General features: G+C 70.2%; 16 protein-coding genes. 9 read left to right on the top strand and 7 right to left on the bottom strand.

Annotated elements, in window-relative coordinates; all coding sequences use genetic code 11:
- The first annotated feature begins 6 nt into the window (after window positions 1-6).
- Complete coding sequence (gene disA / locus ACZ4TO_RS25505; RefSeq protein ID WP_103552408.1) at window positions 7-1,131, top strand: DNA integrity scanning diadenylate cyclase DisA; 1,125 nt, start codon at window positions 7-9, stop codon at window positions 1,129-1,131.
- Between the two features lie 197 nt (window positions 1,132-1,328).
- On the opposite strand, the gene ACZ4TO_RS25500 is transcribed toward disA, so the two are convergent.
- On the bottom strand, window positions 1,329-2,168 hold the full coding sequence (locus ACZ4TO_RS25500) for a hypothetical protein (RefSeq protein ID WP_468025295.1): 840 nt from the start codon (window positions 2,166-2,168) through the stop codon (window positions 1,329-1,331).
- 192 nt (window positions 2,169-2,360) lie between these two features.
- Here ACZ4TO_RS25500 and ACZ4TO_RS25495 point away from each other — a divergent pair, with 192 nt between their 5' ends.
- From ACZ4TO_RS25495 to cseC, 5 genes are all read left to right on the top strand, one after another.
- Entirely contained in the window at window positions 2,361-3,278 is a 918-nt protein-coding gene (locus ACZ4TO_RS25495) for an HhH-GPD family protein (RefSeq protein ID WP_382784161.1), read from the top strand.
- Between the two features lie 247 nt (window positions 3,279-3,525).
- Window positions 3,526-4,065: a SigE family RNA polymerase sigma factor gene (locus ACZ4TO_RS25490; RefSeq protein WP_355766061.1), complete on the top strand. Its 540-nt coding sequence runs from the start codon at window positions 3,526-3,528 to the stop codon at window positions 4,063-4,065.
- Window positions 4,053-4,703 carry a hypothetical protein gene (locus ACZ4TO_RS25485; RefSeq protein WP_382784157.1) on the top strand — a complete coding sequence of 217 codons (651 nt, stop codon included), beginning with the start codon at window positions 4,053-4,055 and terminating at the stop codon, window positions 4,701-4,703. The genes ACZ4TO_RS25490 and ACZ4TO_RS25485 overlap by 13 nt, the downstream gene beginning before the upstream one ends.
- Before the next feature lie 17 nt (window positions 4,704-4,720).
- On the top strand, window positions 4,721-5,425 hold the full coding sequence (gene cseB, locus ACZ4TO_RS25480) for a two-component system response regulator CseB (protein WP_382784154.1): 705 nt from the start codon (window positions 4,721-4,723) through the stop codon (window positions 5,423-5,425).
- A gap of 7 nt (window positions 5,426-5,432) precedes the next feature.
- Window positions 5,433-6,971 carry a two-component system sensor histidine kinase CseC gene (gene cseC / locus ACZ4TO_RS25475; RefSeq protein ID WP_382784151.1) on the top strand — a complete coding sequence of 513 codons (1,539 nt, stop codon included), beginning with the start codon at window positions 5,433-5,435 and terminating at the stop codon, window positions 6,969-6,971.
- A gap of 167 nt (window positions 6,972-7,138) precedes the next feature.
- Here cseC and ACZ4TO_RS25470 read toward each other — a convergent pair whose 3' ends face one another.
- Complete coding sequence (locus ACZ4TO_RS25470; protein WP_382784148.1) at window positions 7,139-8,752, bottom strand: MDR family MFS transporter; 1,614 nt, start codon at window positions 8,750-8,752, stop codon at window positions 7,139-7,141.
- A gap of 172 nt (window positions 8,753-8,924) precedes the next feature.
- Here ACZ4TO_RS25470 and ACZ4TO_RS25465 point away from each other — a divergent pair, with 172 nt between their 5' ends.
- The gene (locus ACZ4TO_RS25465) at window positions 8,925-9,518 is read left to right on the top strand and encodes a TetR/AcrR family transcriptional regulator (RefSeq protein ID WP_382784146.1); all 594 of its coding nucleotides are present in this window, start codon (window positions 8,925-8,927) and stop codon (window positions 9,516-9,518) included.
- A 52-nt stretch (window positions 9,519-9,570) separates the two neighbouring features.
- Here ACZ4TO_RS25465 and ACZ4TO_RS25460 read toward each other — a convergent pair whose 3' ends face one another.
- Complete coding sequence (locus ACZ4TO_RS25460) at window positions 9,571-10,257, bottom strand: M23 family metallopeptidase (protein ID WP_382784143.1); 687 nt, start codon at window positions 10,255-10,257, stop codon at window positions 9,571-9,573.
- 558 nt (window positions 10,258-10,815) lie between these two features.
- On the opposite strand from ACZ4TO_RS25460, the gene ACZ4TO_RS25455 reads away from it, so the two are divergent.
- The gene (locus ACZ4TO_RS25455; RefSeq protein WP_468025294.1) at window positions 10,816-13,944 is read left to right on the top strand and encodes an NACHT domain-containing protein; all 3,129 of its coding nucleotides are present in this window, start codon (window positions 10,816-10,818) and stop codon (window positions 13,942-13,944) included.
- 116 nt (window positions 13,945-14,060) lie between these two features.
- On the opposite strand, the gene ACZ4TO_RS25450 is transcribed toward ACZ4TO_RS25455, so the two are convergent.
- Complete coding sequence (locus ACZ4TO_RS25450) at window positions 14,061-16,586, bottom strand: ATP-dependent Clp protease ATP-binding subunit (RefSeq protein WP_103552418.1); 2,526 nt, start codon at window positions 16,584-16,586, stop codon at window positions 14,061-14,063.
- Between the two features lie 430 nt (window positions 16,587-17,016).
- Here ACZ4TO_RS25450 and ACZ4TO_RS25445 point away from each other — a divergent pair, with 430 nt between their 5' ends.
- Window positions 17,017-17,610 (top strand): SCO3374 family protein, encoded by a 594-nt coding sequence (locus tag ACZ4TO_RS25445; RefSeq protein ID WP_382784137.1) that lies wholly within the window; start codon window positions 17,017-17,019, stop codon window positions 17,608-17,610.
- Here the strand turns inward: ACZ4TO_RS25445 and ACZ4TO_RS25440 are convergent.
- The 3 genes from ACZ4TO_RS25440 to ACZ4TO_RS25430 all read right to left on the bottom strand — a co-directional run bounded on the left by ACZ4TO_RS25440 (window position 17,589) and on the right by ACZ4TO_RS25430 (window position 19,187).
- Window positions 17,589-17,927, bottom strand: coding sequence for a histone-like nucleoid-structuring protein Lsr2 (locus ACZ4TO_RS25440; RefSeq protein WP_382784134.1), 339 nt, complete (start codon window positions 17,925-17,927; stop codon window positions 17,589-17,591). The two genes, ACZ4TO_RS25445 and ACZ4TO_RS25440, sit on opposite strands and share 22 nt — an antisense overlap.
- 228 nt (window positions 17,928-18,155) lie before the next feature.
- Window positions 18,156-18,725, bottom strand: a complete 570-nt coding sequence (locus ACZ4TO_RS25435; RefSeq protein WP_382784131.1) for an amino-acid N-acetyltransferase — start codon at window positions 18,723-18,725, stop codon at window positions 18,156-18,158.
- A 9-nt stretch (window positions 18,726-18,734) separates the two neighbouring features.
- On the bottom strand, window positions 18,735-19,187 hold the full coding sequence (locus tag ACZ4TO_RS25430) for a BlaI/MecI/CopY family transcriptional regulator (protein ID WP_382784127.1): 453 nt from the start codon (window positions 19,185-19,187) through the stop codon (window positions 18,735-18,737).
- Window positions 19,188-19,222: the final 35 nt, after the last annotated feature.

Here is a 19,222-nt window from a genome sequence, read left to right as displayed (position 1 = left end):
AGTGCAGTGGCAGCCAACGACCGGGCAGCAGCTCCCGGAAAGTCCGGCGGGAGCTCCGGTGCCGATGGCCTGATGCGCGCCTCACTGAGCGCCGTGGCACCCGGCACGGCACTGCGCGACGGGCTGGAGCGGATCCTCCGGGGCAACACGGGCGGACTCATCGTGCTCGGCTCCGACAAGACCGTCGAAGCGATGTGCACGGGCGGATTCGTCCTGGACGTCGAGTTCACCGCGACCCGGCTGCGCGAGCTGTGCAAGCTCGACGGCGGCATCGTGCTCGACAAGGACATCACCAAAATCCTCCGGGCGGGCGTGCAGCTCGTGCCCGACCCGACGATCCCGACGGAGGAGACGGGCACCCGGCACCGCACCGCGGACCGGGTGAGCAAGCAGGTCGGCTTCCCCGTCGTCTCGGTCTCCCAGTCGATGCGGCTGATCGCCCTGTACGTGGACGGTCACCGCCGCGTGCTGGAGGACTCGGCCGCGATCCTCTCCCGCGCCAACCAGGCCCTGGCCACCCTGGAGCGGTACAAGCTCCGGCTGGACGAGGTCGCGGGGACGCTGTCGGCGCTGGAGATCGAGGACCTCGTCACGGTCCGGGACGTCTCCGCGGTCGCCCAGCGTCTGGAGATGGTGCGCCGCATCGCCACCGAGATCGCCGAGTACGTCGTGGAACTGGGCACGGACGGACGGCTGCTGACCCTCCAGCTCGACGAGCTGATCGCCGGCGTGGAGCCCGACCGCGAGCTGGTCGTCCGGGACTACGTGCCCGAGCCGACCGCCAAGCGTTCCCGCACGGTCGACGAGGCGCTGTCCGAGCTGGACGCGCTCAGTCACGCCGAGCTCCTCGAACTGTCCACGGTGGCGAAGGCGTTGGGTTACACCGGCTCCCCCGAGGCGCTCGACTCCGCGGTCTCCCCGCGCGGTTTCCGTCTCCTCGCCAAGGTGCCGCGGCTGCCCGGCGCGATCATCGACCGGCTCGTGGAGCACTTCGGCGGGCTCCAGAAGCTGCTCGCCGCCAGCGTGGACGACCTCCAGACGGTCGACGGCGTGGGCGAGGCGCGAGCCCGCAGCGTCCGCGAGGGCCTGTCCCGTCTCGCGGAGTCCTCGATCCTGGAGCGGTACGTCTAGATCGACGTCCGGATCCTTCAGCGAGGCTTCCAGGCCCTGGAGCGAGGCTTCCAGGCCCTGGAGCGGTCGTCTCCGGCGGTGTCGTCAGGGGATCCGGGCCCCGGTTCACCGGGGCCCGTTCTCGTCGGGGCCCACGCTCGCCGGGCCCGCTCCCGTCGGGGCCCTCCCGTCAGGGCCCTCCCGTCAGGCGGGAGTGCTCAGTCCTTGGACAGGACGAACGACGTCTGCGCCTTCCCCAGCCCGGGGGCCTTCGCCTCGACCAGGTAGGTGCCCGCGGGGGCCGACCCCGAAGGGGGCGTCGCGCACGCGGGGGCGCCGGGCCTGCGGTCCCACTTCACCGTGTGGACGGCCTGTCCGCCGGCCGGCACGCGCAGGAAGTAGCCGGCGGTGTCCTTGGGGCAGTCGTCCGAGGCCCAGATGTCCTTGTCGCTGCCCGCCTGAGTGATCGTCAGCACCGCGTTCTTCGGGCCGACATCGACCTTGCACTCGCTGCCCGAGCTGTTCCTGGCGACGATCTGGATCTCGGGCTGCTCGCCGGGCGCGTAGGTGTTGCGCACGCTCTTGAGCGTCAACTTGACGTTCGCCGGAGCGCAGTTGGGGACGGTGGAACCGGCCGGGAGCCGGTCGGCCGCCTCGCCGCCGTTCTTGGATCCGTCGTCGGAACCGCCGCCGGCGCTCCCGCCGGATCCGCCCGAGCCGTCGCCCGAACCGTCGCCCGAGCCGTCACCGGACCCGCCGCCGGACGCCCCGCCGCTGTCGCCGCCGCTCGCGCCGCCGTCACCGCCGCCGCTCGACTCGTCGCGGCCGCCCGGGTGTTGGCTGATCGCGGGGCCCGAACCGGAGGGACCCGGCGTGATCGAGGAGGCGGGGTTCTTGCCGTTCGAACCGCCGGCGCCGTTGTGGCCGCCACCGCCTCCGGTGCCGACGACCCAGACGGTGAGGATCGCCAACAGCCCTAGTACGGACAGCAGAACGGCCCTCCGACGCCAGTAGATGGTGGAGGGTAGCGGCCCGACCGGATTGCGCAGAGATCCCACGGCGCAAACTGTACGAGAGATCGGGGGCGCCGCAGGCCCCACCCGCCGCCCCCGCACCAACTTTTCCGGATCATCATCCCGGCGGACATCCGTTCCGGCGCCGCGACGGTGACCGGGTGCGGTGTTTCACCACCGCCCGCCCCCGGCGTCGTCCCCGCATCGTCACCGCCGCATGGCAGGATCGACATCGCCATGACTGCACCCATCAAGCCCACCGGGCCCATCCGCAACGCCCCCGGCGAGGACCTCCACACCCCCGTCATCGCCTGGTTCGACGAGCACGCCCGCGATCTGCCCTGGCGGCATCCCGATGCTGGCGCCTGGGCGGTGATGGTCAGCGAGTTCATGCTCCAGCAGACCCCGGTCAACCGCGTCCTGCCCGTGTACGAGCAGTGGCTGGCGCGCTGGCCCCGCCCCGCCGATCTGGCGAAGGACGCGCCCGGGGAGGCGGTCCGGGCCTGGGGGCGGCTCGGCTACCCGCGCCGCGCCCTGCGGCTGCACGGCGCCGCGGTGGCCATAACGGAACGGCACGGCGGCGACGTACCGACGGATCACGCGCAGTTGCTGGCGCTGCCCGGCATCGGGGAGTACACGGCGGCGGCGGTCGCGTCGTTCGCGTACGGCCAGCGCCATCCCGTCCTGGACACGAACGTCCGCAGGGTCTTCGCCCGGGCCGTCACCGGGGTGCAGTACCCGCCGAACGCCACCACGGCCGCCGAGCGCAGGCTCGCCCGCGCCCTGCTGCCCGAGAGCGAGAGCACCGCGGCGCGCTGGGCCGCCGCCTCGATGGAGCTCGGCGCGCTGGTCTGCACGGCGAAGAACGAGACGTGCCACCGCTGCCCGATCGCCGCGCAGTGCGCCTGGCGGCTGGCCGGCAAGCCCGAGCACGACGGGCCGCCGCGCAAGGGGCAGACGTACGCGGGCACGGACCGCCAGGTGCGCGGCAAGCTGCTGGCCGTCCTGCGGGAGGCGCATGTGCCGGTCCCGCAGACCGCGCTGGACCGGGTGTGGGACGAGCCGGTGCAGCGGGGCCGCGCCCTCGACGGGCTCGTCGCCGACGGACTGGTCGAACCGCTCCCCGGCGGTCTGTATCGGCTGCCCCTCACCTGAGACAGAGCCGATAACCGGACCAACCGGCGCAAAGAGCCCTCCTCCTTTACCCCGTACCTACAGCCGTTACACAACCGACGGACAGCCGAGTGCTGGCCGCAGGCTGTCTCGGACAACCCCGTGACAACGCCTCCGTAGCTTCAGTGCCGTACCGCAGCAGTGCCGCCGGACCAGAGGCGGCGGCGGTGCGCAGGCAACGGAGAACCGGCAGCGGGCAGGTCGGAAACGGGGACGGAGGCGGTTGATCATGGCGCAGGGCGAGGTGCTCGAATTCGAGGAGTACGTCCGAACCCGGCAGGACGCGCTGCTGCGCAGTGCCCGCCGCCTGGTCCCCGACCCGGTCGACGCCCAGGACCTGCTCCAGACGGCGCTCGTGCGGACGTACGGCCGCTGGGAGGGCATCGCGGACAAGCGTCTCGCCGACGCCTACCTGCGCCGCGTGATGATCAACACGCGGACCGAGTGGTGGCGAGCCCGCAAGCTCGAAGAGGTGCCCACGGAGCAACTGCCGGACGCGTCCGTGGAGGACGCCACCGAGCAGCACGCGGACCGCGCGCTGCTGATGGACATCATGAAGGTGCTGGCACCCAAGCAGCGCAGTGTCGTGGTGCTGCGACACTGGGAGCAGATGTCCACGGAGGAGACGGCCGCCGCGCTCGGCATGTCGGCCGGAACGGTCAAGAGCACACTGCACCGGGCGCTGGCCCGGCTCCGCGAGGAGCTGGAGAGCCGCGACCTGGACGCACGCGCGCTCGAACGTGAGGAGCGGGAGCGTTGCGCGGCCTAGGAGCCCGGGCCAGAACGGCCCTGAAGGCGGGGAGTTCGGCGGCGGCCGGGCTCGCCGCCCTCGGCCTTTTCATGACCGCGTGCGCCACGGGCGGCACCGGTGCCCGCGACGAGGGCCCGGCGGGCAGCGACGCGGTGGCCAAGGGCAGCATCAAGCCCGTCGTGTCCGGGACGCCGTCCAAGGCCCCCCAGCGTGTGGACGCGGTCAAGCTCGTCAAGAACGACCCGGTGGTCAGCGCGGCGGTCAAGCGTGATCTGAAGCCGTGCGTCGCCGACGAGTACCCGGTCGACGTGTCGTACGGCGACCTGACCGGCGGGGCCTCGAACGACATCGTGATCAACGTGATGACCTGTGCCGACGCCGTGGGTGTCGGCAGTTACGTCTATCGCGAGGAGAACGGCCGGTACGAGAACGTCTTCAAGGCGGAGGAGCCTCCGGTCTACGCCGAGATCGACCGGGGTGATCTCGTGGTCACCCAGCAGCTCTACGAGAAGGGCGACCCGGTGTCGTACCCGTCGAGCGAAGAAGTGATCACCTACCGCTGGACCTCGACACGCTTCGTCGAGCAGTCCAGGATCCACAACGACTACAGCAACGCGGTGGGCGGCTCCGGTTCGCCCGCCCCGGACGCGAACTGAGAACGCGGAGCAGCCGGATGGCAGAGCAGACCCACGTCCTGTTCGTCGAGGACGACGACGTCATCCGCGAGGCCACACAACTCGCCCTGGAGCGCGACGGCTTCGCGGTCACGGCCATGCCCGACGGGCTCTCGGGCCTGGAGGCGTTCCGCGCCGACCGTCCCGACATCGCCCTGCTGGACGTGATGGTCCCCGGGCTCGACGGTGTGTCGCTGTGCCGTCGTATCCGCGACGAGTCGACCGTGCCGGTCATCATGCTGTCCGCGCGCGCCGACTCGATCGACGTCGTGCTCGGCCTGGAGGCCGGCGCCGACGACTACGTGACCAAGCCCTTCGACGGCGCCGTGCTGGTCGCCCGGATCCGGGCGGTGCTGCGGCGGTTCGGGCACGCGAGCGGCGGCGCGGGCGCGGCGGCCGACGGGGCGCCGGTGGAGGGCGGGGTCCTCGTCTTCGGTGAGCTGGAGGTCGACACCGAGGGCATGGAGGTGACCCGGGGCGGTACGCCGGTGGCGCTGACGCCCACCGAGATGCGGCTGCTCCTGGAGTTCTCGTCCGCGCCGGGGACGGTGCTGAGCCGCGACAAGCTGCTGGAGCGGGTGTGGGACTACGGCTGGGGCGGGGACACCCGGGTGGTCGACGTCCATGTGCAGCGGCTGCGGACGAAGATCGGCCAGGACCGTATCGAGACGGTCCGCGGCTTCGGCTACAAGTTGAAGGCCTGAGCACGGCATGCGGGGGATGTTTCAGCGTTCCGCTCCGGGGCGGCCCTCGGCCGCTGGGCGGGTTCCGGTTCCGGGCGGGCGTACGGAAGCGGGGGGTGGCGTGGGCACGGGTTGGCGCGAGGGAGCGGGTGCCGGCGGGGGCGAGGTCCTCGGCGGGGGCACCGGTGGGCGCCGGGGACGGGGCAGGGCGGGTGGCCGGGGCATCGGCATAGGGATCGACCGGTGCGCGGATTCGGGTACGAGCATCCGTACGGGCATCCGCTGGAAGCTCAGCACGGCGATCGCCCTGGTCGGCGCGCTGGTCGCGGTCGCGCTGAGCCTGGTCGTGCACAACGCGGCCCGCGTCTCGATGCTGGACAACTCGCGCGACCTCGCGGATGAGCGCATCCAGCTCGCCGAGCGCATGTACGGGCCGGGCCGGCCGCCGCCGTTCGGCGCCAAGATAGACGATGCCGCGATTCCGGCGGATCTGCTGGCGAAGGTCTCGGAGGGGCGGCGGGCGACCTACGTCTCGGACAGCTCGAACGGCGTGCCGGACATCTGGGCCGCGGTCCCGCTCAGGAACGGCCAGGTGCTGTCCTGGCACGAGCGCTTCACGGACCGCAACGCGGACGTGATGAAGGACCTCGACCAGGCGCTGATCATCGGCTCGATCGCGGTCGTCCTCGGCGGCAGCGCGCTGGGCGTGCTGATCGGCGGGCAGCTCTCGCGCCGGCTGCGCAAGGCGGCGGCCGCGGCGAACCGGGTCGCCAAGGGTGAGCCGGACGTCCGGGTGCGGGACGCGATCGGCGGTGTCGTGCTCGACGAGACCGATGATCTGGCGCGGGCGGTGGACGCCATGGCCGACGCGCTCCAGCAGCGTCTGGAGGCCGAGCGCCGGGTGACCGCCGACATCGCCCATGAACTGCGCACTCCGGTGACCGGGCTGCTCACGGCGGCCGAGCTGCTGCCGCCCGGGCGGCCCACCGAGCTCGTACGGGACCGCGCGCAGGCCATGCGTACGCTCGTCGAGGACGTCCTGGAGGTCGCCCGGCTCGACGGGGCCTCCGAGCGGGCCGAGCTGCAGGACATCCTGCTCGGCGAGTTCGTGGCCCGGCGGATGGCCGCCAAGGGGGCGGATGTCGAGGTGCGGGTGGTGCACGAGTCGGAGGTCACGACGGACCCGCGCCGGCTGGAGCGCGTCCTGCTCAATCTGCTGGCGAACGCGGCCCGGCACGGCAGGCCGCCGATCGAGGTCACGGTCGAGGGGCGGGTCATCCGCGTCCGCGACCACGGCCCGGGTTTCCCCGAGAAGCTCCTGGCCGAGGGGCCGAGCCGGTTCCGTACCGGCAGTACCGACCGGGCGGGCGACGGCCACGGGCTGGGGCTCACCATCGCCGCGGGCCAGGCCCGGGTGCTCGGTGCGCGGCTGACGTTCCGCAACGTACGGCCCGCCGGGGCTCCGGAGGGTGTGCCCGCGGAGGGTGCCGTCGCGGTGCTGTGGCTGCCGGAGCACGCGCCGACGAGCACCGGGAGCTATCCGGTGCTGCCGATGTCCGGGAAGTAGGCGTCGCGGCCGGACGGCCTGCCGCGGCCTCGGCCTGCCGCGACTCGGCGGACGACCCTCCCCGGACGCCCCTCGCCGGGCACGGGAGAAGGCCCCCGGGGCGGACAGCGCCGGGGGCCTTCGGTGTGAGGAGTTCAGGAGCCGGGAGGGCCGGCCCCGCGTTCAGGTCAGACCGGCTCGGCGAGCTGGACCTGGGGTGCGTCCTCCGGCGTGCCGCCCTCGCCGGGCTTGGGCGCGCCCGCCCCCTTGAGGGCGACCTCCTTGACGAACACCGACGAGACCATCACGATCACGGCGACCGCCGCGCCCAGCAGGAAGGCCGAGTGCGTACCGGCCGACACCGCGTGCTGGTAGGCCTCGCGGACCGGAGCCGGCAGCTTCGCCAGGCTCGCCGCGTCGAGCTGTGCCGACTGCTCGGTGATCTTCGAGCCCAGGGCGCCGGCCTTCGCGGCCATGACGTCCTGCACGCGGTGGTTGAACAGCGCGCCCATGACGGCGACACCGAACGACGAGCCGAGCGTACGGAACAGGGTGGTGGAGGAGGACGCGACGCCCATGTCCTTCATCTCCACGCTGTTCTGCGCGACCAGCATGGTGACCTGCATCAGGCAGCCCATGCCCAGGCCGAGGACGGCCATGTCGACGCCGGACATGAAACGGGTGGTGTCCGTGTCCATCGTCGACAGCAGGTAGAGGCCGATCACCATCAGCACACCGCCGATGACGGGGAAGATCTTGTAGCGGCCGGTGGCGGTGGTGACCCGGCCGGCGACCATCGACGTCACGAGCATCGCGCCGAGCATGGGCAGCAGGAGCAGACCGGAGTTGGTCGCGGACGCGCCCTGCACCGCCTGCTGGTACAGCGGCAGGAACAGCGTGGCGCCGAACATGGCGAAGCCGGTGACGAAACCGATGATCGACATCAGGGTGAAGTTGCGGCTGCGGAAGATGTGCAGCGGCACGATCGGCTCGGCGGCCTTGGTCTGCCAGAAGACGAACCCGACCAGTGCGGCGACGCCGAGGCCGATGAGCTCCATGATCCGCGCGGACGACCAGGCGTACTCCGTGCCGCCCCAGGTGGTGACGAGGACGATGGAGGTGATGCCGATGGTGAGCAGCGCGGCGCCGAGGTAGTCGATGCGCGTCTCGGACCGCTTCTTCGGCAGGTGCAGGACGATGCTGATCGCGGCGAGCGCGACCGCGCCGAGCGGCAGGTTGATGTAGAAGGACCAGCGCCAGCCCCAGTTGTCGGTGATCGTGCCGCCGATCAGCGGACCGCCGATCATCGCCAGCGCCATGATGCCGGCCATCATGCCCTGGTACTTGCCGCGCTCACGGGGCGGGATCAGGTCACCGATGATCGCCATGACACCGACCATGAGACCGCCGGCGCCGAGACCCTGGATGGCCCGGAAGCCGATCAGCTCGCCCATGTTCTGGGCCATGCCGCTCAGCGCGGAGCCGATCAGGAAGATCACGATCGACGTCATGAAGGAGCCCTTGCGGCCGTACATGTCGCCGAGCTTGCCCCAGATCGGGGTGGAGGCCGCGGTGGCGAGGGTGTACGCCGTCACGACCCAGGAGAGGTGTTCGAGTCCGCCGAGCTCGCCCACGATGGTCGGCATGGCCGTGCCGACGATCATGTTGTCGAGCATCGCCAGCATCATGGTGAGCATCAGCGCGAGCAGGACCACGCGCACGCTGCGCTGTTGCTTCTCGCCCTCGGCCGGTTTCCCGGTCTGCTCGTCGGCCGGTTCGGCCGCCTTCGTCATGTCCGCCATCGTTCCCACTCCCCTGAGTACTTCCGCCGTCGGTCCGGCTACTTACTTGCCGACCGGCAAGCTCATCACATCCGGGAAAATAGCCCTCTAACTAGCCGGGCGTCAAGTAAGTTGGACTAGTTTTACCTGCCGGTCGACAGGTAAGTTTCCAAGCAGGGCGAGGGAGACGAGGATGGGCGGCACCATGGACGGCATCAAGCGGCAGCGCCGAGGCGACACCCGGCAGCGCATCCAGGACGTAGCCCTCGAACTCTTCTCCGAGCACGGCTACGAGAAGACCTCGCTGCGCGAGATCGCCGAGCACCTGGACGTCACGAAGGCGGCGCTCTACTACCACTTCAAGACCAAGGAAGAGATCCTGATCAGTATCTTCCAGGATCTGACGCGGCCGCTCGACGAGCTGATCGAATGGGGCAGGCAGCAGCCGCACAGCCTGGAGACCAAGCAGGAGGTGCTGCGCCGCTACAGCGAGGCCCTCGGCGGCGCGTCCCCGCTGTTCCGCTTCATGCAGGAGAACCAGGCGACGGTACGCGAGCTGAGCATCGGCGAGACCTTCAAGGACCGCATGATCAGCATGCTGGAGATCATCAAGGAGCCCGAGGCTCCGCTGACCGACCAGGTCCGCTGCATCAGCGCGCTCTTCACGATGCACGCCGGGATGTTCGTGCTCAAGGAAGTCGAAGGCGACCCCGAGGACAAGCGCAAGGCGGTCCTGGAGGTCGCTATCGATCTGGTGACACAGGCCCACGGGGGCGGGGCCTCCTAGGGCCTGTCGGACAGGCCCTGGCGCCGGGACGACCCGGCGCCCGTCAGGCGGGTCAGACCTTGACGCCCATGGTGTGCAGGAACGCCACGGGGTTGATCGCGGAACCGTAGTTCGGGGTCGTACGGATCTCGAAGTGCAGGTGCGGGCCGCTGGAGTTACCGGTGTTGCCGGACAGGGCTATGTGCTGGCCGGTGGAGACGACCTGGCCGATGCGCACGTCGATGCGCGACAGGTGGGCGTACTGCGAGTACGTGCCGTTGGCGTGCTTGATGACGATGGCGTTGCCGTACGCCGGACCGTCACCGGCGCCGTTGGGGCCCGCCTTGACGACGGTGCCGCCGTGGGCGGCCATGACGTTGGTGCCCTGCGGCACGGCGAAGTCCTGGCCGGAGTGCTTGTGGGCCCACATGCCGCCGGCCTGGTTGAAGCTGGCGGACAGGGAGTACTTCGCGACCGGGTCGACCCAGGAGGCGGCCTTCTTCTTCGCGGCGGCCTTCTTCGCGACGGCGGCCTTGGTGACGGCGGCCTTCTTCGCGGCGGCGGCCTTGGCCTGAGCGGCGGCCTGGGTGTGGACGGCGTTGGCCGCGGTGACGGTGGCGCTGCTGCTGACGCCCGCTTCGGCGGCGGTCGCGACCCCTGCGCCCAGTACGACCGAGGCGCCCAGGCCGACGGCCAGAACAGCCGTCCGAGTGCGAGCCAGGGACATAAGGGACTTGCGGGACGTGACGCGCTTCGACATGAAAACCTCGTGGAGACGGGGACAAGGGACTGAACAACAACTCCGGCGGACTGCTCGCTGCCGTGTTGGCCATTCATTGGTAACCCGCGCCCCCAGCCGCACTCAAACCCCCCATCTACGGTCCGAAGTAGTACTTCATCCCAAAACTTCCCGAACCTTGACACCTCGGACATCCGGCGAGGGATCTTGTCCCTTTGGCCCCGAAAACAGGGTTTAACCCCACTTCAGCCCTGCACATCCCTTGCCAAACCCGCCTGCGGCCCACCCCTCGGGGTGCCCTGCCGACAGTCCCGTCCACCCCGGGCCAAAGGTCCTTTTTGTCCGTTTTCGCATATCCACTATTCAACCTAGTACCGGACAAAACGCCTGTGCGCCATGTCACCGGGGCCCCGCCTCCGGACCCCCCGGAATGTGACGCGGGCTACCCCGCCTGCCCCTGTTTTCAAGGGTCTTGAGCCGTCGCCGGCCCCTCCACGGGCACCCCTCGGCAGTGCTGTGCCGATCGGCCGCCGGACCCTACGGTTGTCCTTCCGGCCCAACGCTCTCGGGGGGAACGTCATGGACCCAGTAACCGTCGGCACGCGCCTGGCCTCGAGCGTGGCCGCGCCGCTGGTCAGGAAGCTCTTCGTGGCCGAGGGGCCGGGAGCGGGGCTCGTGGACAAGCCCGTACGGATCTCGGCGCTGGTCTCCTTCAAGGGCGAGAAGCGGGCCGTCGGGGACAGGGAACTGGCCGCTCTCTCGGCCGCCCTGGTCGCCCGGGCGCTGCGCGGCGGCGAGCGGCCCTTCCCCGCCGACGAGGAACAGGCCGTCGTCCATGCCCTCGGCCGGACGCTGCACGCCCTGGGCGACCTCACCATGACGGACGTCCAGGCGGTGGAACTCGGCCACCGGGCGCTCGCCCTGCGGCTGCGCGCGGCAGCCGGGGACCCCGCACGGGACCTGTCCCTGGACGCGGCCCTGTTCCACGAGGGGCTGCTCGACACCGCCTGCCTCCACATCCTGCACTTCTTCACCCAGCGCTCGACGTTCGTCCCCCGCACGCTCGTGGAGCAGAGCCGCAGACAGCGCGAGCTCATCGCCAAAGTGGACGAACTGATCGCCCGAACCCCCCTCACGGGCGGCACCGACCAGGCCTTCGAGCAGCGCTATCTCGCCCATGTAGCCACCCGGCACGGCCACCTCACCATCTACGGCATCGACCTCGTCGACTCCCCGGAGCGCTGGCCGCTGGACGCCGCCTACCTCAGCCTCCAGGCCCTGCGCCCCCTGGAGGACGAGGAGTCCGCCGCCGCGGAGGGCGTCCACATCGCCGCCGGCGCCTCGCTGCCCGCCGAACAGGCCCTCGCGGAGCAGGACCTCGTCCTCCTGCGCGGTGTGGCCGGCTCCGGCAAGACCACGCTGGTGCAGTGGCTCGCGGTCACCGCGGCGCGCGGGGAGCGGGGCGACCGCATCCCCTTCGTCCTCCCGCTGCGCACCCTCGTCCGGCGTCCCGACGGCCTGCCGGCCCCCGACGCCTTCCTGTCCGCCGTCCGGATCCCCTTCCACGCGACCCAGCCGGACGGCTGGAGCGACAGGGTGCTCCGCCACGGCCGCGCCCTGCTCCTCGTCGACGGGCTCGACGAGATCCCCGAGCGTGACCGCGAACACACCCGCCGCTGGCTGCGCGAGCTCCTCGACGCCTACCCCGGCAACCAGTGGCTCGTGACGTCCCGCCCCTCGGCCGTACGCGAGGACTGGCTCACTCCCGACGGATTCACCGAACTCGTCCTCTCCCCCATGACCGGCGACGACGTGGCCGCCTTCATCCGCCGCTGGCACGCCGCGGCACGCCCGGACGCGCCCGACACGGACCGCCTCGACGGCTACGAGCTCTCCCTCCTCGACGCCGTGCGCACCAAGCCGGACCTCGGCCGCCTCGCCACCAATCCCCTGATGTGCGGTCTGATCTGCGCGCTGCACCGCGACCGGCGGGGCTATCTGCCGCACGGCAGACAGGAGTTGTACGACGCCGCGCTCTCCATGCTGCTCTCGCGCCGTGACGAGGAGCGCGACATGTTCGCCGCCGGAGGCGGTCACGACGGCGTCCATCTCACCGAACTCCCGCAGATCCAGCTTCTGCAGCGGCTCGCCTACTGGCTCATCCGCAACAACCGGTCGGAGATGGACCGGGACCGCGCCGAACGCATCGTCGCCGACGTCCTGCCCTCGCTCCCGGCCGCCGCCGGCCAGGGCGACGCCGCGCGGATCCTGCGCCATCTCGTCGTACGCAGCGGCCTGCTGCGTGAACCCGCCCCGGGGACCGTGGAGTTCGTCCACCGCACCTTCCAGGACTACCTGGGCGCCAAGGCCGCCGTGGAGGACGGGGACTTCGGACTCCTGGTGCGCAACGCCGGGGAGTCCCAGTGGGCCGACGTGGTCCGGATGGCCGTCGCCCACGCCCGGCCCCGGGAGCGGGCCGAACTGCTCGGCTCGATGACCGCCGCCGCGGCGGGGCTCGACGGCGCGGCGGCGACCCGTGTACGGCTGCTGGCCCTCGCCTCGCTGGAGCACGCCACGCAGCTCGCGCCCGAGGTACGGGCCGCCGTGGAGGGCGACGCGGCCACGCTCATCCCGCCGAGGACGGCGGCGGAGGCCCGCGCCCTGGCCGAGGCCGGCCCCCTCGTCCTGGAACTGCTGCCGGGACCGGAGGGACTGACCGACGACGAGGCCCGGGGAGTGGTGATCACCGCCTCCCTGATCGGCACCGACGCGGCCGTACCCGTCCTGGCGCGCTTCCGCTCCCATCCGGCGCTGTCGGTGCGGGCCCAGCTCACCTGGGCATGGCACCGGTTCGACGCCGAGCGGTACGGGGCCGAGGTCATCGCCGCCCTGGACCCGGCGGGCCTGTACTTCACCGCGCACTCGGCCGCCCAGCTCCATGTGCTGCGGGAACTGGGCGGGCGGCCCAGGCTTCAGGTCGTCGGGGACATCGGCTCGGCGGAGCTGCGCTCCTGCCTTCCGCCCGGCCGGGTGACCCATCTGGCGCTGCGGTACAACGACCGTCTGCGGGACCTGGACTTCCTGGCCGCCCAGCCGCTGCTGGAACAGCTCAGCCTCGACCAGTGCACGGAGGTCGACAGCGTCGCGCCCCTGCGGGAGCTGCCGCTGCGGACGCTGTCGATGCTGTCCCACCAGGGACGGACCCCGCCGCCGGACGGTCTGGCCGCGCTGACGTCGCTGCGGGAGCTGAACGTGGGACACCGGCTCGCGGGCCGGTCCCTGAGCGATGCGCTGCCCCTGGACTCGGCGCTGGAGGTCCTCTCCTTCGGACTGGACGTCCTGCGGGAGACCGGGCTGCGGGGGCTCGGCCACTGGCGGTCGCTGCACACGCTGTGGCTGAGCCGGGTGCCCGGAGAGCTCGGTCCGGACGACTGGGCCGAGGCCGCGGCGCTGCCGGGGCTCCGGGAGCTGCGGATCCACCGGGCCGCCCTGGAGTCCCTCGCCTCGGCGCCTCCGCTGCCCTCGGTGGAGCACCTGGAGCTGCGGAAGCCGGCGGGGAACGAGGACCTGTCCGGGCTGAGGGCCCTGCTGCCGAATCTGCGGACGGTCAATTTCGTCCTCAATTCGGACACCGGCACCGTTCCGGGACGGCTGGCGGAGCAGTTGCCGGGCCGGCACACGACGACCACGACCCACAACGTGCTGTGAGGCCTGCCCGCCGCGATCCGTTACTCCTCCCGGACGGGAAGGACGGGAAAGACGGGAAAAGGGGCTGCCCCGGGACCGAAGTCCCGGGGCAGCCCCTTCTCAGGCGGACCCGGAGGTCACGCCTCCTTGCTCAGGTTGGGACCGGCACCGCCGGCGGCCTGCTCGATCGGCGGGACGTCGGGGAGCGCCGACTTCTCCTCACCCCGGAAGGTGAAGGTCTTGGCCTCGCCCTCGCCCTCCGTGTCGACGACCACGATGTGGCCGGGACGCAGCTCGCCGAAGAGGATCTTCTCCGAGAGGACGTCCTCGATCTCGCGCTGGATGGTCCGGCGCAGCGGCCGGGCGCCCAGCACGGGGTCGTAGCCCTTCTTCGCGAGCAGCGACTTGGCGGTCGGGCTGAGCTCGATGCCCATGTCCCGGTCCTTCAGCCGCTCGTCCACCTTGGCGATCATGAGGTCGACGATCTGGATGATGTCTTCCTCGGTGAGCTGGTGGAAGACCACCGTGTCGTCGACACGGTTCAGGAACTCGGGGCGGAAGTGCTGCTTCAGCTCCTCGTTGACCTTGGCCTTCATCCGGTCGTAGTTCGTCTTGACGTCGCCCACGGCCGCGAAGCCGAGGTTGAAGCCCTTGGAGATGTCCCGGGTGCCGAGGTTGGTCGTCATGATGATGACCGTGTTCTTGAAGTCCACGACCCGGCCCTGGGAGTCGGTCAGACGACCGTCCTCCAGGATCTGCAGCAGCGAGTTGAAGATGTCCGGGTGGGCCTTCTCGACCTCGTCGAAGAGGACGACGGAGAACGGCTTGCGGCGGACCTTCTCGGTGAGCTGGCCGCCCTCTTCGTAGCCCACGTAGCCGGGGGGCGAACCGAAGAGACGCGAGACCGTGTGCTTCTCGCTGAACTCCGACATGTCGAGGGAGATCAGCGCGTCCTCGTCGCCGAAGAGGAACTCCGCGAGGGTCTTCGACAGCTCCGTCTTACCGACACCCGAGGGGCCGGCGAAGATGAAGGAACCACCGGGACGCTTCGGGTCCTTCAGACCCGCTCGCGTACGGCGGATCGCCTGCGAGAGCGCCTTGATGGCGTCCTTCTGGCCGATGACCCGCTTGTGGAGCTCGTCCTCCATGCGCAGCAGACGCGAGGACTCCTCCTCGGTCAGCTTGAAGACCGGGATGCCGGTGGCGGTGGCGAGGACCTCGGCGATGAGCTCGCCGTCGACCTCGGCCACGACGTCCATGTCGCCGGCCTTCCACTCCTTCTCGCGCTTGGCCTTCGCCGCCAGCAGCTGCTTCTCCTTGTCGCGGAGGGAGGCCGCCTTCTCGAAGTCCTGGGAGTCGATGGCCGACTCCTTGTCGCGGCGCACGCCCGCGATCTTCTCGTCGAACTCGCGGAGGTCCGGCGGTGCGGTCATCCGGCGGATGCGCATCCGGGAGCCCGCCTCGTCGATCAGGTCGATCGCCTTGTCGGGCAGGAAGCGGTCCGAGATGTACCGGTCGGCGAGCGTCGCCGCCTGCACCAGGGCCTCGTCCGTGATGGACACGCGGTGGTGGGCCTCGTACCGGTCGCGCAGGCCCTTGAGGATCTCGATCGTGTGGGGGAGGGAAGGCTCCGCCACCTGGATCGGCTGGAAGCGGCGCTCGAGGGCCGCGTCCTTCTCGAGGTGCTTGCGGTACTCGTCCAGCGTGGTGGCGCCGATGGTCTGGAGCTCACCGCGGGCCAGCATAGGCTTCAGGATCGAAGCGGCGTCGATGGCGCCCTCGGCGGCACCCGCACCGACCAGCGTGTGCAGCTCGTCGATGAACAGGATGATGTCGCCGCGGGTGCGGATCTCCTTGAGGACCTTCTTCAGGCGCTCCTCGAAGTCACCGCGGTAGCGGGAGCCGGCGACCAGCGCGCCGAGGTCCAGGGTGTAGAGGTGCTTGTCCTTGAGGGTCTCGGGCACCTCGCCCTTGACGATGGCCTGGGCGAGTCCCTCGACGACGGCGGTCTTGCCGACGCCGGGCTCGCCGATGAGCACCGGGTTGTTCTTCGTACGGCGGGACAGCACCTGCATGACCCGCTCGATCTCCTTCTCGCGCCCGATGACCGGGTCGAGCTTGGACTCACGAGCGGCCTGGGTGAGGTTCCGGCCGAACTGGTCGAGGACCAGGGACGTGGAGGGGGTGCCCTCGGCAGGACCGCCGGCGGTGGCGGTCTCCTTGCCCTGGTAACCGGACAGGAGCTGGATCACCTGCTGCCGCACCCGGTTGAGGTCTGCGCCCAGCTTGACCAGGACCTGGGCGGCGACGCCCTCGCCCTCACGGATCAGGCCGAGCAGGATGTGCTCCGTGCCGATGTAGTTGTGGCCCAGCTGAAGGGCCTCGCGGAGCGAGAGCTCCAGGACCTTCTTGGCACGGGGGGTGAAGGGGATGTGCCCGGACGGGGCCTGCTGCCCCTGCCCGATGATCTCCTCCACCTGCTGGCGGACCGCCTCGAGCGAAATCCCGAGGCTCTCCAGGGCCTTAGCGGCGACACCCTCACCCTCGTGGATCAGGCCCAGGAGGATGTGCTCGGTGCCGATGTAGTTGTGGTTGAGCATCCGGGCTTCTTCCTGAGCCAGGACGACAACCCGCCGCGCGCGGTCGGTGAACCTCTCGAACATCGTTAATCGCTCCTCAGAGCGGTCAGGCAGTAAGGGGACGCTCCCCTCCCTGTCCTTCCGCAGCTTAGTCCCGCAAGCGGGGACCGCTCATTCCAACTGCCGACACCGTCCTTGGCCTCCTGACCCCGAACGCCGACATCTGCTCCAACCTGATGGTGCGAGACGATGTTCCCGCAGGCCAGGCAGATACCCTCTCCCGCTGTACGCCGATGGCGAACGTGAGATGCCAAGGCCCTGCGTGTCGCCCCTCCCACTAGGCATGTCTTACCCGCGCGCACTGACAGTCCATGCCGCGCGCACCGGTTCCCTCCGCTACGGGCGAACACCCATGCCCGCCGGAACGCTCCCGCACGCCCCTTTTTCAGGAACTCTGCGCGTTCACGGAAATACCCAGCGTAACTCCGGAGGTCTTCCGGCTGTTGCTTCTTGCATGGTTCCCACCGTCCCTGTCCCCCGTCGGCCGTCCGATCCGGGTGGTCCCGTCGATCCGGTGTGCCAGTGGTACGAGAACGAACTGGGCTGGGCGGCAGTGCCCGGGGCGCCGGTACGGCTGGTCACGGGGCTGCGCTTCGACGTCCTGGAGGTGCCGGCGGAGGCGGGATTCCCGGCGCTGCGGCATCTGGAGCCGGCGTCCCCGGTGGTTCTGCACGGGGAGCGGATGCGGCTGCTGGTGGCCGCGGGGAGCGCGGAGGAGCTGCCGGGGCTGCTCGACTGGCTGGAGTGGGGCGCGCTCGCGCTGGATCTCACGGCGATCGGCGCGGGCGGAAGCGTCGAGGCTCCCCCGCCCACGGCCGGTCCGGAAACGGGGATCGGCCCGCGGGGGGCCGCCCGGTGGCTGCGGCCCCCGGAGCCCGGACGCGCGGTGGAACCGGCGTTGCCGACGCTGTCGGCGCTGGGCGGCGGGGCCGTCGGCGGGGGCGTTGGGGGCGCCCCCGATCTCGTACGACTGGTGCAGACGATGGCGACGCACTGCCACCGCTTGAGGCTGCGGCGAGCGTGCGCTCAGCCGTTGGCCTTCTCGTAGGCCTCGCGAATGGACGCGGGAACACGGCCGCGGTCGTTGACCTCGAGGCCGTTCTCCTTTGCCCAGGCGCGGATCTGCGCGGTGTCCTGGCTGCCGCCGGCGGCAGCGACGCGGGCCTTTCCGCGTCCGCCCGAAGCACGGCCTCCGGTACGACGGCCACCCTTGACGTAGGGGTCGAGAAGGCCACGGAGCTTGTCCGCATTGGCGGTCGTGAGATCGATTTCGTACGTCTTGCCGTCCAGCGCGAACGTCACGGTCTCGTCCGCCTCGCCACCGTCGAGGTCGTCGACAAGAAGGACCTGAACCTTCTGTGCCACCGGATTTCCTTTCATCGATAACTTCAGGGCAAGGAGGGCCTCGCGGCGTCCGCCGTTTCGCCGTCCCTTGTTATATGCAGTACTGCAGTACGTCGGAAAGCAAACCGCTTTTGCTGGAAAAACACAAACCCCTGGCGAAGACTCATGGGACTCCGCCCGCACGGAAACGTGCGCGTTTCGGACATAGGGAACGTGGGCAACGCACTCCGCCGGAATAGCCGGTCGCGATCACAGATGCAGAAGCATCCGGCTGTTGCCCAAGGTGTTCGGTTTCACTCGTTCGAGACCGAGGAACTCCGCGACGCCCTCGTCATAGGAACGAAGGAGCTCGGCGTACACATCGGTGTCGACGGGTGTCTCACCGATCTCCACGAAGCCGTGCTTCGCGAAGAAGCCGACTTCGAAGGTCAGACAGAAAACCCGTCGAACACCGAGCCAGCGGGCGGTCTGGAGCAACTTCTCCAGCAACTGATGACCGACGCCCAGGCCCTTGACCGTGGGGTTCACCGCGAGAGTGCGGACTTCCGCGAGGTCTTCCCACATCACGTGGAGGGCGCCGCAGCCGACCACCTCGGCGTTGTCGTCGCGTTCCGCGACCCAGAACTCCTGGATGTCCTCGTAAAGGGTGACCGTGGGTTTGTCGAGCAGGATACGGCGGCGCACGTTCGCGTCGAGGAGTCGGCGTACGGCCGCGACATCGCCGGTCCTGGCCCGGCGGACGGTGACGGCTTTTGCGCTGGCTTCGGGATGGTCCGCCGGAAGCTCTGCCGGAACCTCCGCGGGATGCTCTGCTGACATGAGCGGACGCTATCGCCCGGAGGCGTCCCCGTCAGCGGCGGGGTTCTCCTCGGAGGGCTCGGGTGCCGGTGGCCTTTCGGCGGCTTCGGGGGCCCGGGGTTCGGGTCCTTGCACCATGCGTACGGCATCACTGAGGGCCACGCGCTGTTCCTCGCTCATCATCCCGAAGAAGGCGACGAGAGCGGCCGCGGGGTTGTCGCTCTGCGACCAGGCGTCGTTCATCAGGGCCGCCGAGTAGGCGGCCCGGGTGGACACCGCCTCATATCGATAGGCCCGGCCTTCCGCCTCGCGGCGCACCCAGCCCTTCTGATGGAGATTGTCCAAAACGGTCATCACCGTGGTGTACGCGATGGACCGTTCCTGTTGAAGGTCTTCCAGGACTTCCCGAACGGTCACCGGGCGGTTCCACTTCCACACCCGCGTCATGACCGCGTCTTCGAGTTCTCCCAATGGGCGAGGCACAGTTCAGAACAATAGTGGGAGAGGGGCAACAAAAA

It is taken from the genome of Streptomyces sp. NPDC028298 (assembly GCF_055565895.1).
The sequence above is the reverse complement of the archived record's forward strand: the minus strand, read 5'-3'. Positions and strand labels throughout refer to the sequence as shown.

Bases quoted from the DNA above. Each gene is read 5' to 3' on its own strand.
- ACZ4TO_RS25495 (WP_382784161.1), top strand. From the start codon at position 2,361: ATGACTGCACCCATCAAGCCCACCGGGCCCATCCGCAACGCCCCCGGC.
- ACZ4TO_RS25490 (WP_355766061.1), top strand. From the start codon at position 3,526: ATGGCGCAGGGCGAGGTGCTCGAATTCGAGGAGTACGTCCGAACCCGG.
- cseB (WP_382784154.1), top strand. From the start codon at position 4,721: ATGGCAGAGCAGACCCACGTCCTGTTCGTCGAGGACGACGACGTCATC.
- cseC (WP_382784151.1), top strand. From the start codon at position 5,433: ATGCGGGGGATGTTTCAGCGTTCCGCTCCGGGGCGGCCCTCGGCCGCT.
- ACZ4TO_RS25470 (WP_382784148.1), bottom strand. From the start codon at position 8,752: ATGGCGGACATGACGAAGGCGGCCGAACCGGCCGACGAGCAGACCGGG.
- ACZ4TO_RS25465 (WP_382784146.1), top strand. From the start codon at position 8,925: ATGGGCGGCACCATGGACGGCATCAAGCGGCAGCGCCGAGGCGACACC.
- ACZ4TO_RS25460 (WP_382784143.1), bottom strand. From the start codon at position 10,257: ATGTCGAAGCGCGTCACGTCCCGCAAGTCCCTTATGTCCCTGGCTCGC.
- ACZ4TO_RS25455 (WP_468025294.1), top strand. From the start codon at position 10,816: ATGGACCCAGTAACCGTCGGCACGCGCCTGGCCTCGAGCGTGGCCGCG.
- ACZ4TO_RS25450 (WP_103552418.1), bottom strand. From the start codon at position 16,586: ATGTTCGAGAGGTTCACCGACCGCGCGCGGCGGGTTGTCGTCCTGGCT.
- ACZ4TO_RS25445 (WP_382784137.1), top strand. From the start codon at position 17,017: ATGGTTCCCACCGTCCCTGTCCCCCGTCGGCCGTCCGATCCGGGTGGT.
- ACZ4TO_RS25435 (WP_382784131.1), bottom strand. From the start codon at position 18,725: ATGTCAGCAGAGCATCCCGCGGAGGTTCCGGCAGAGCTTCCGGCGGAC.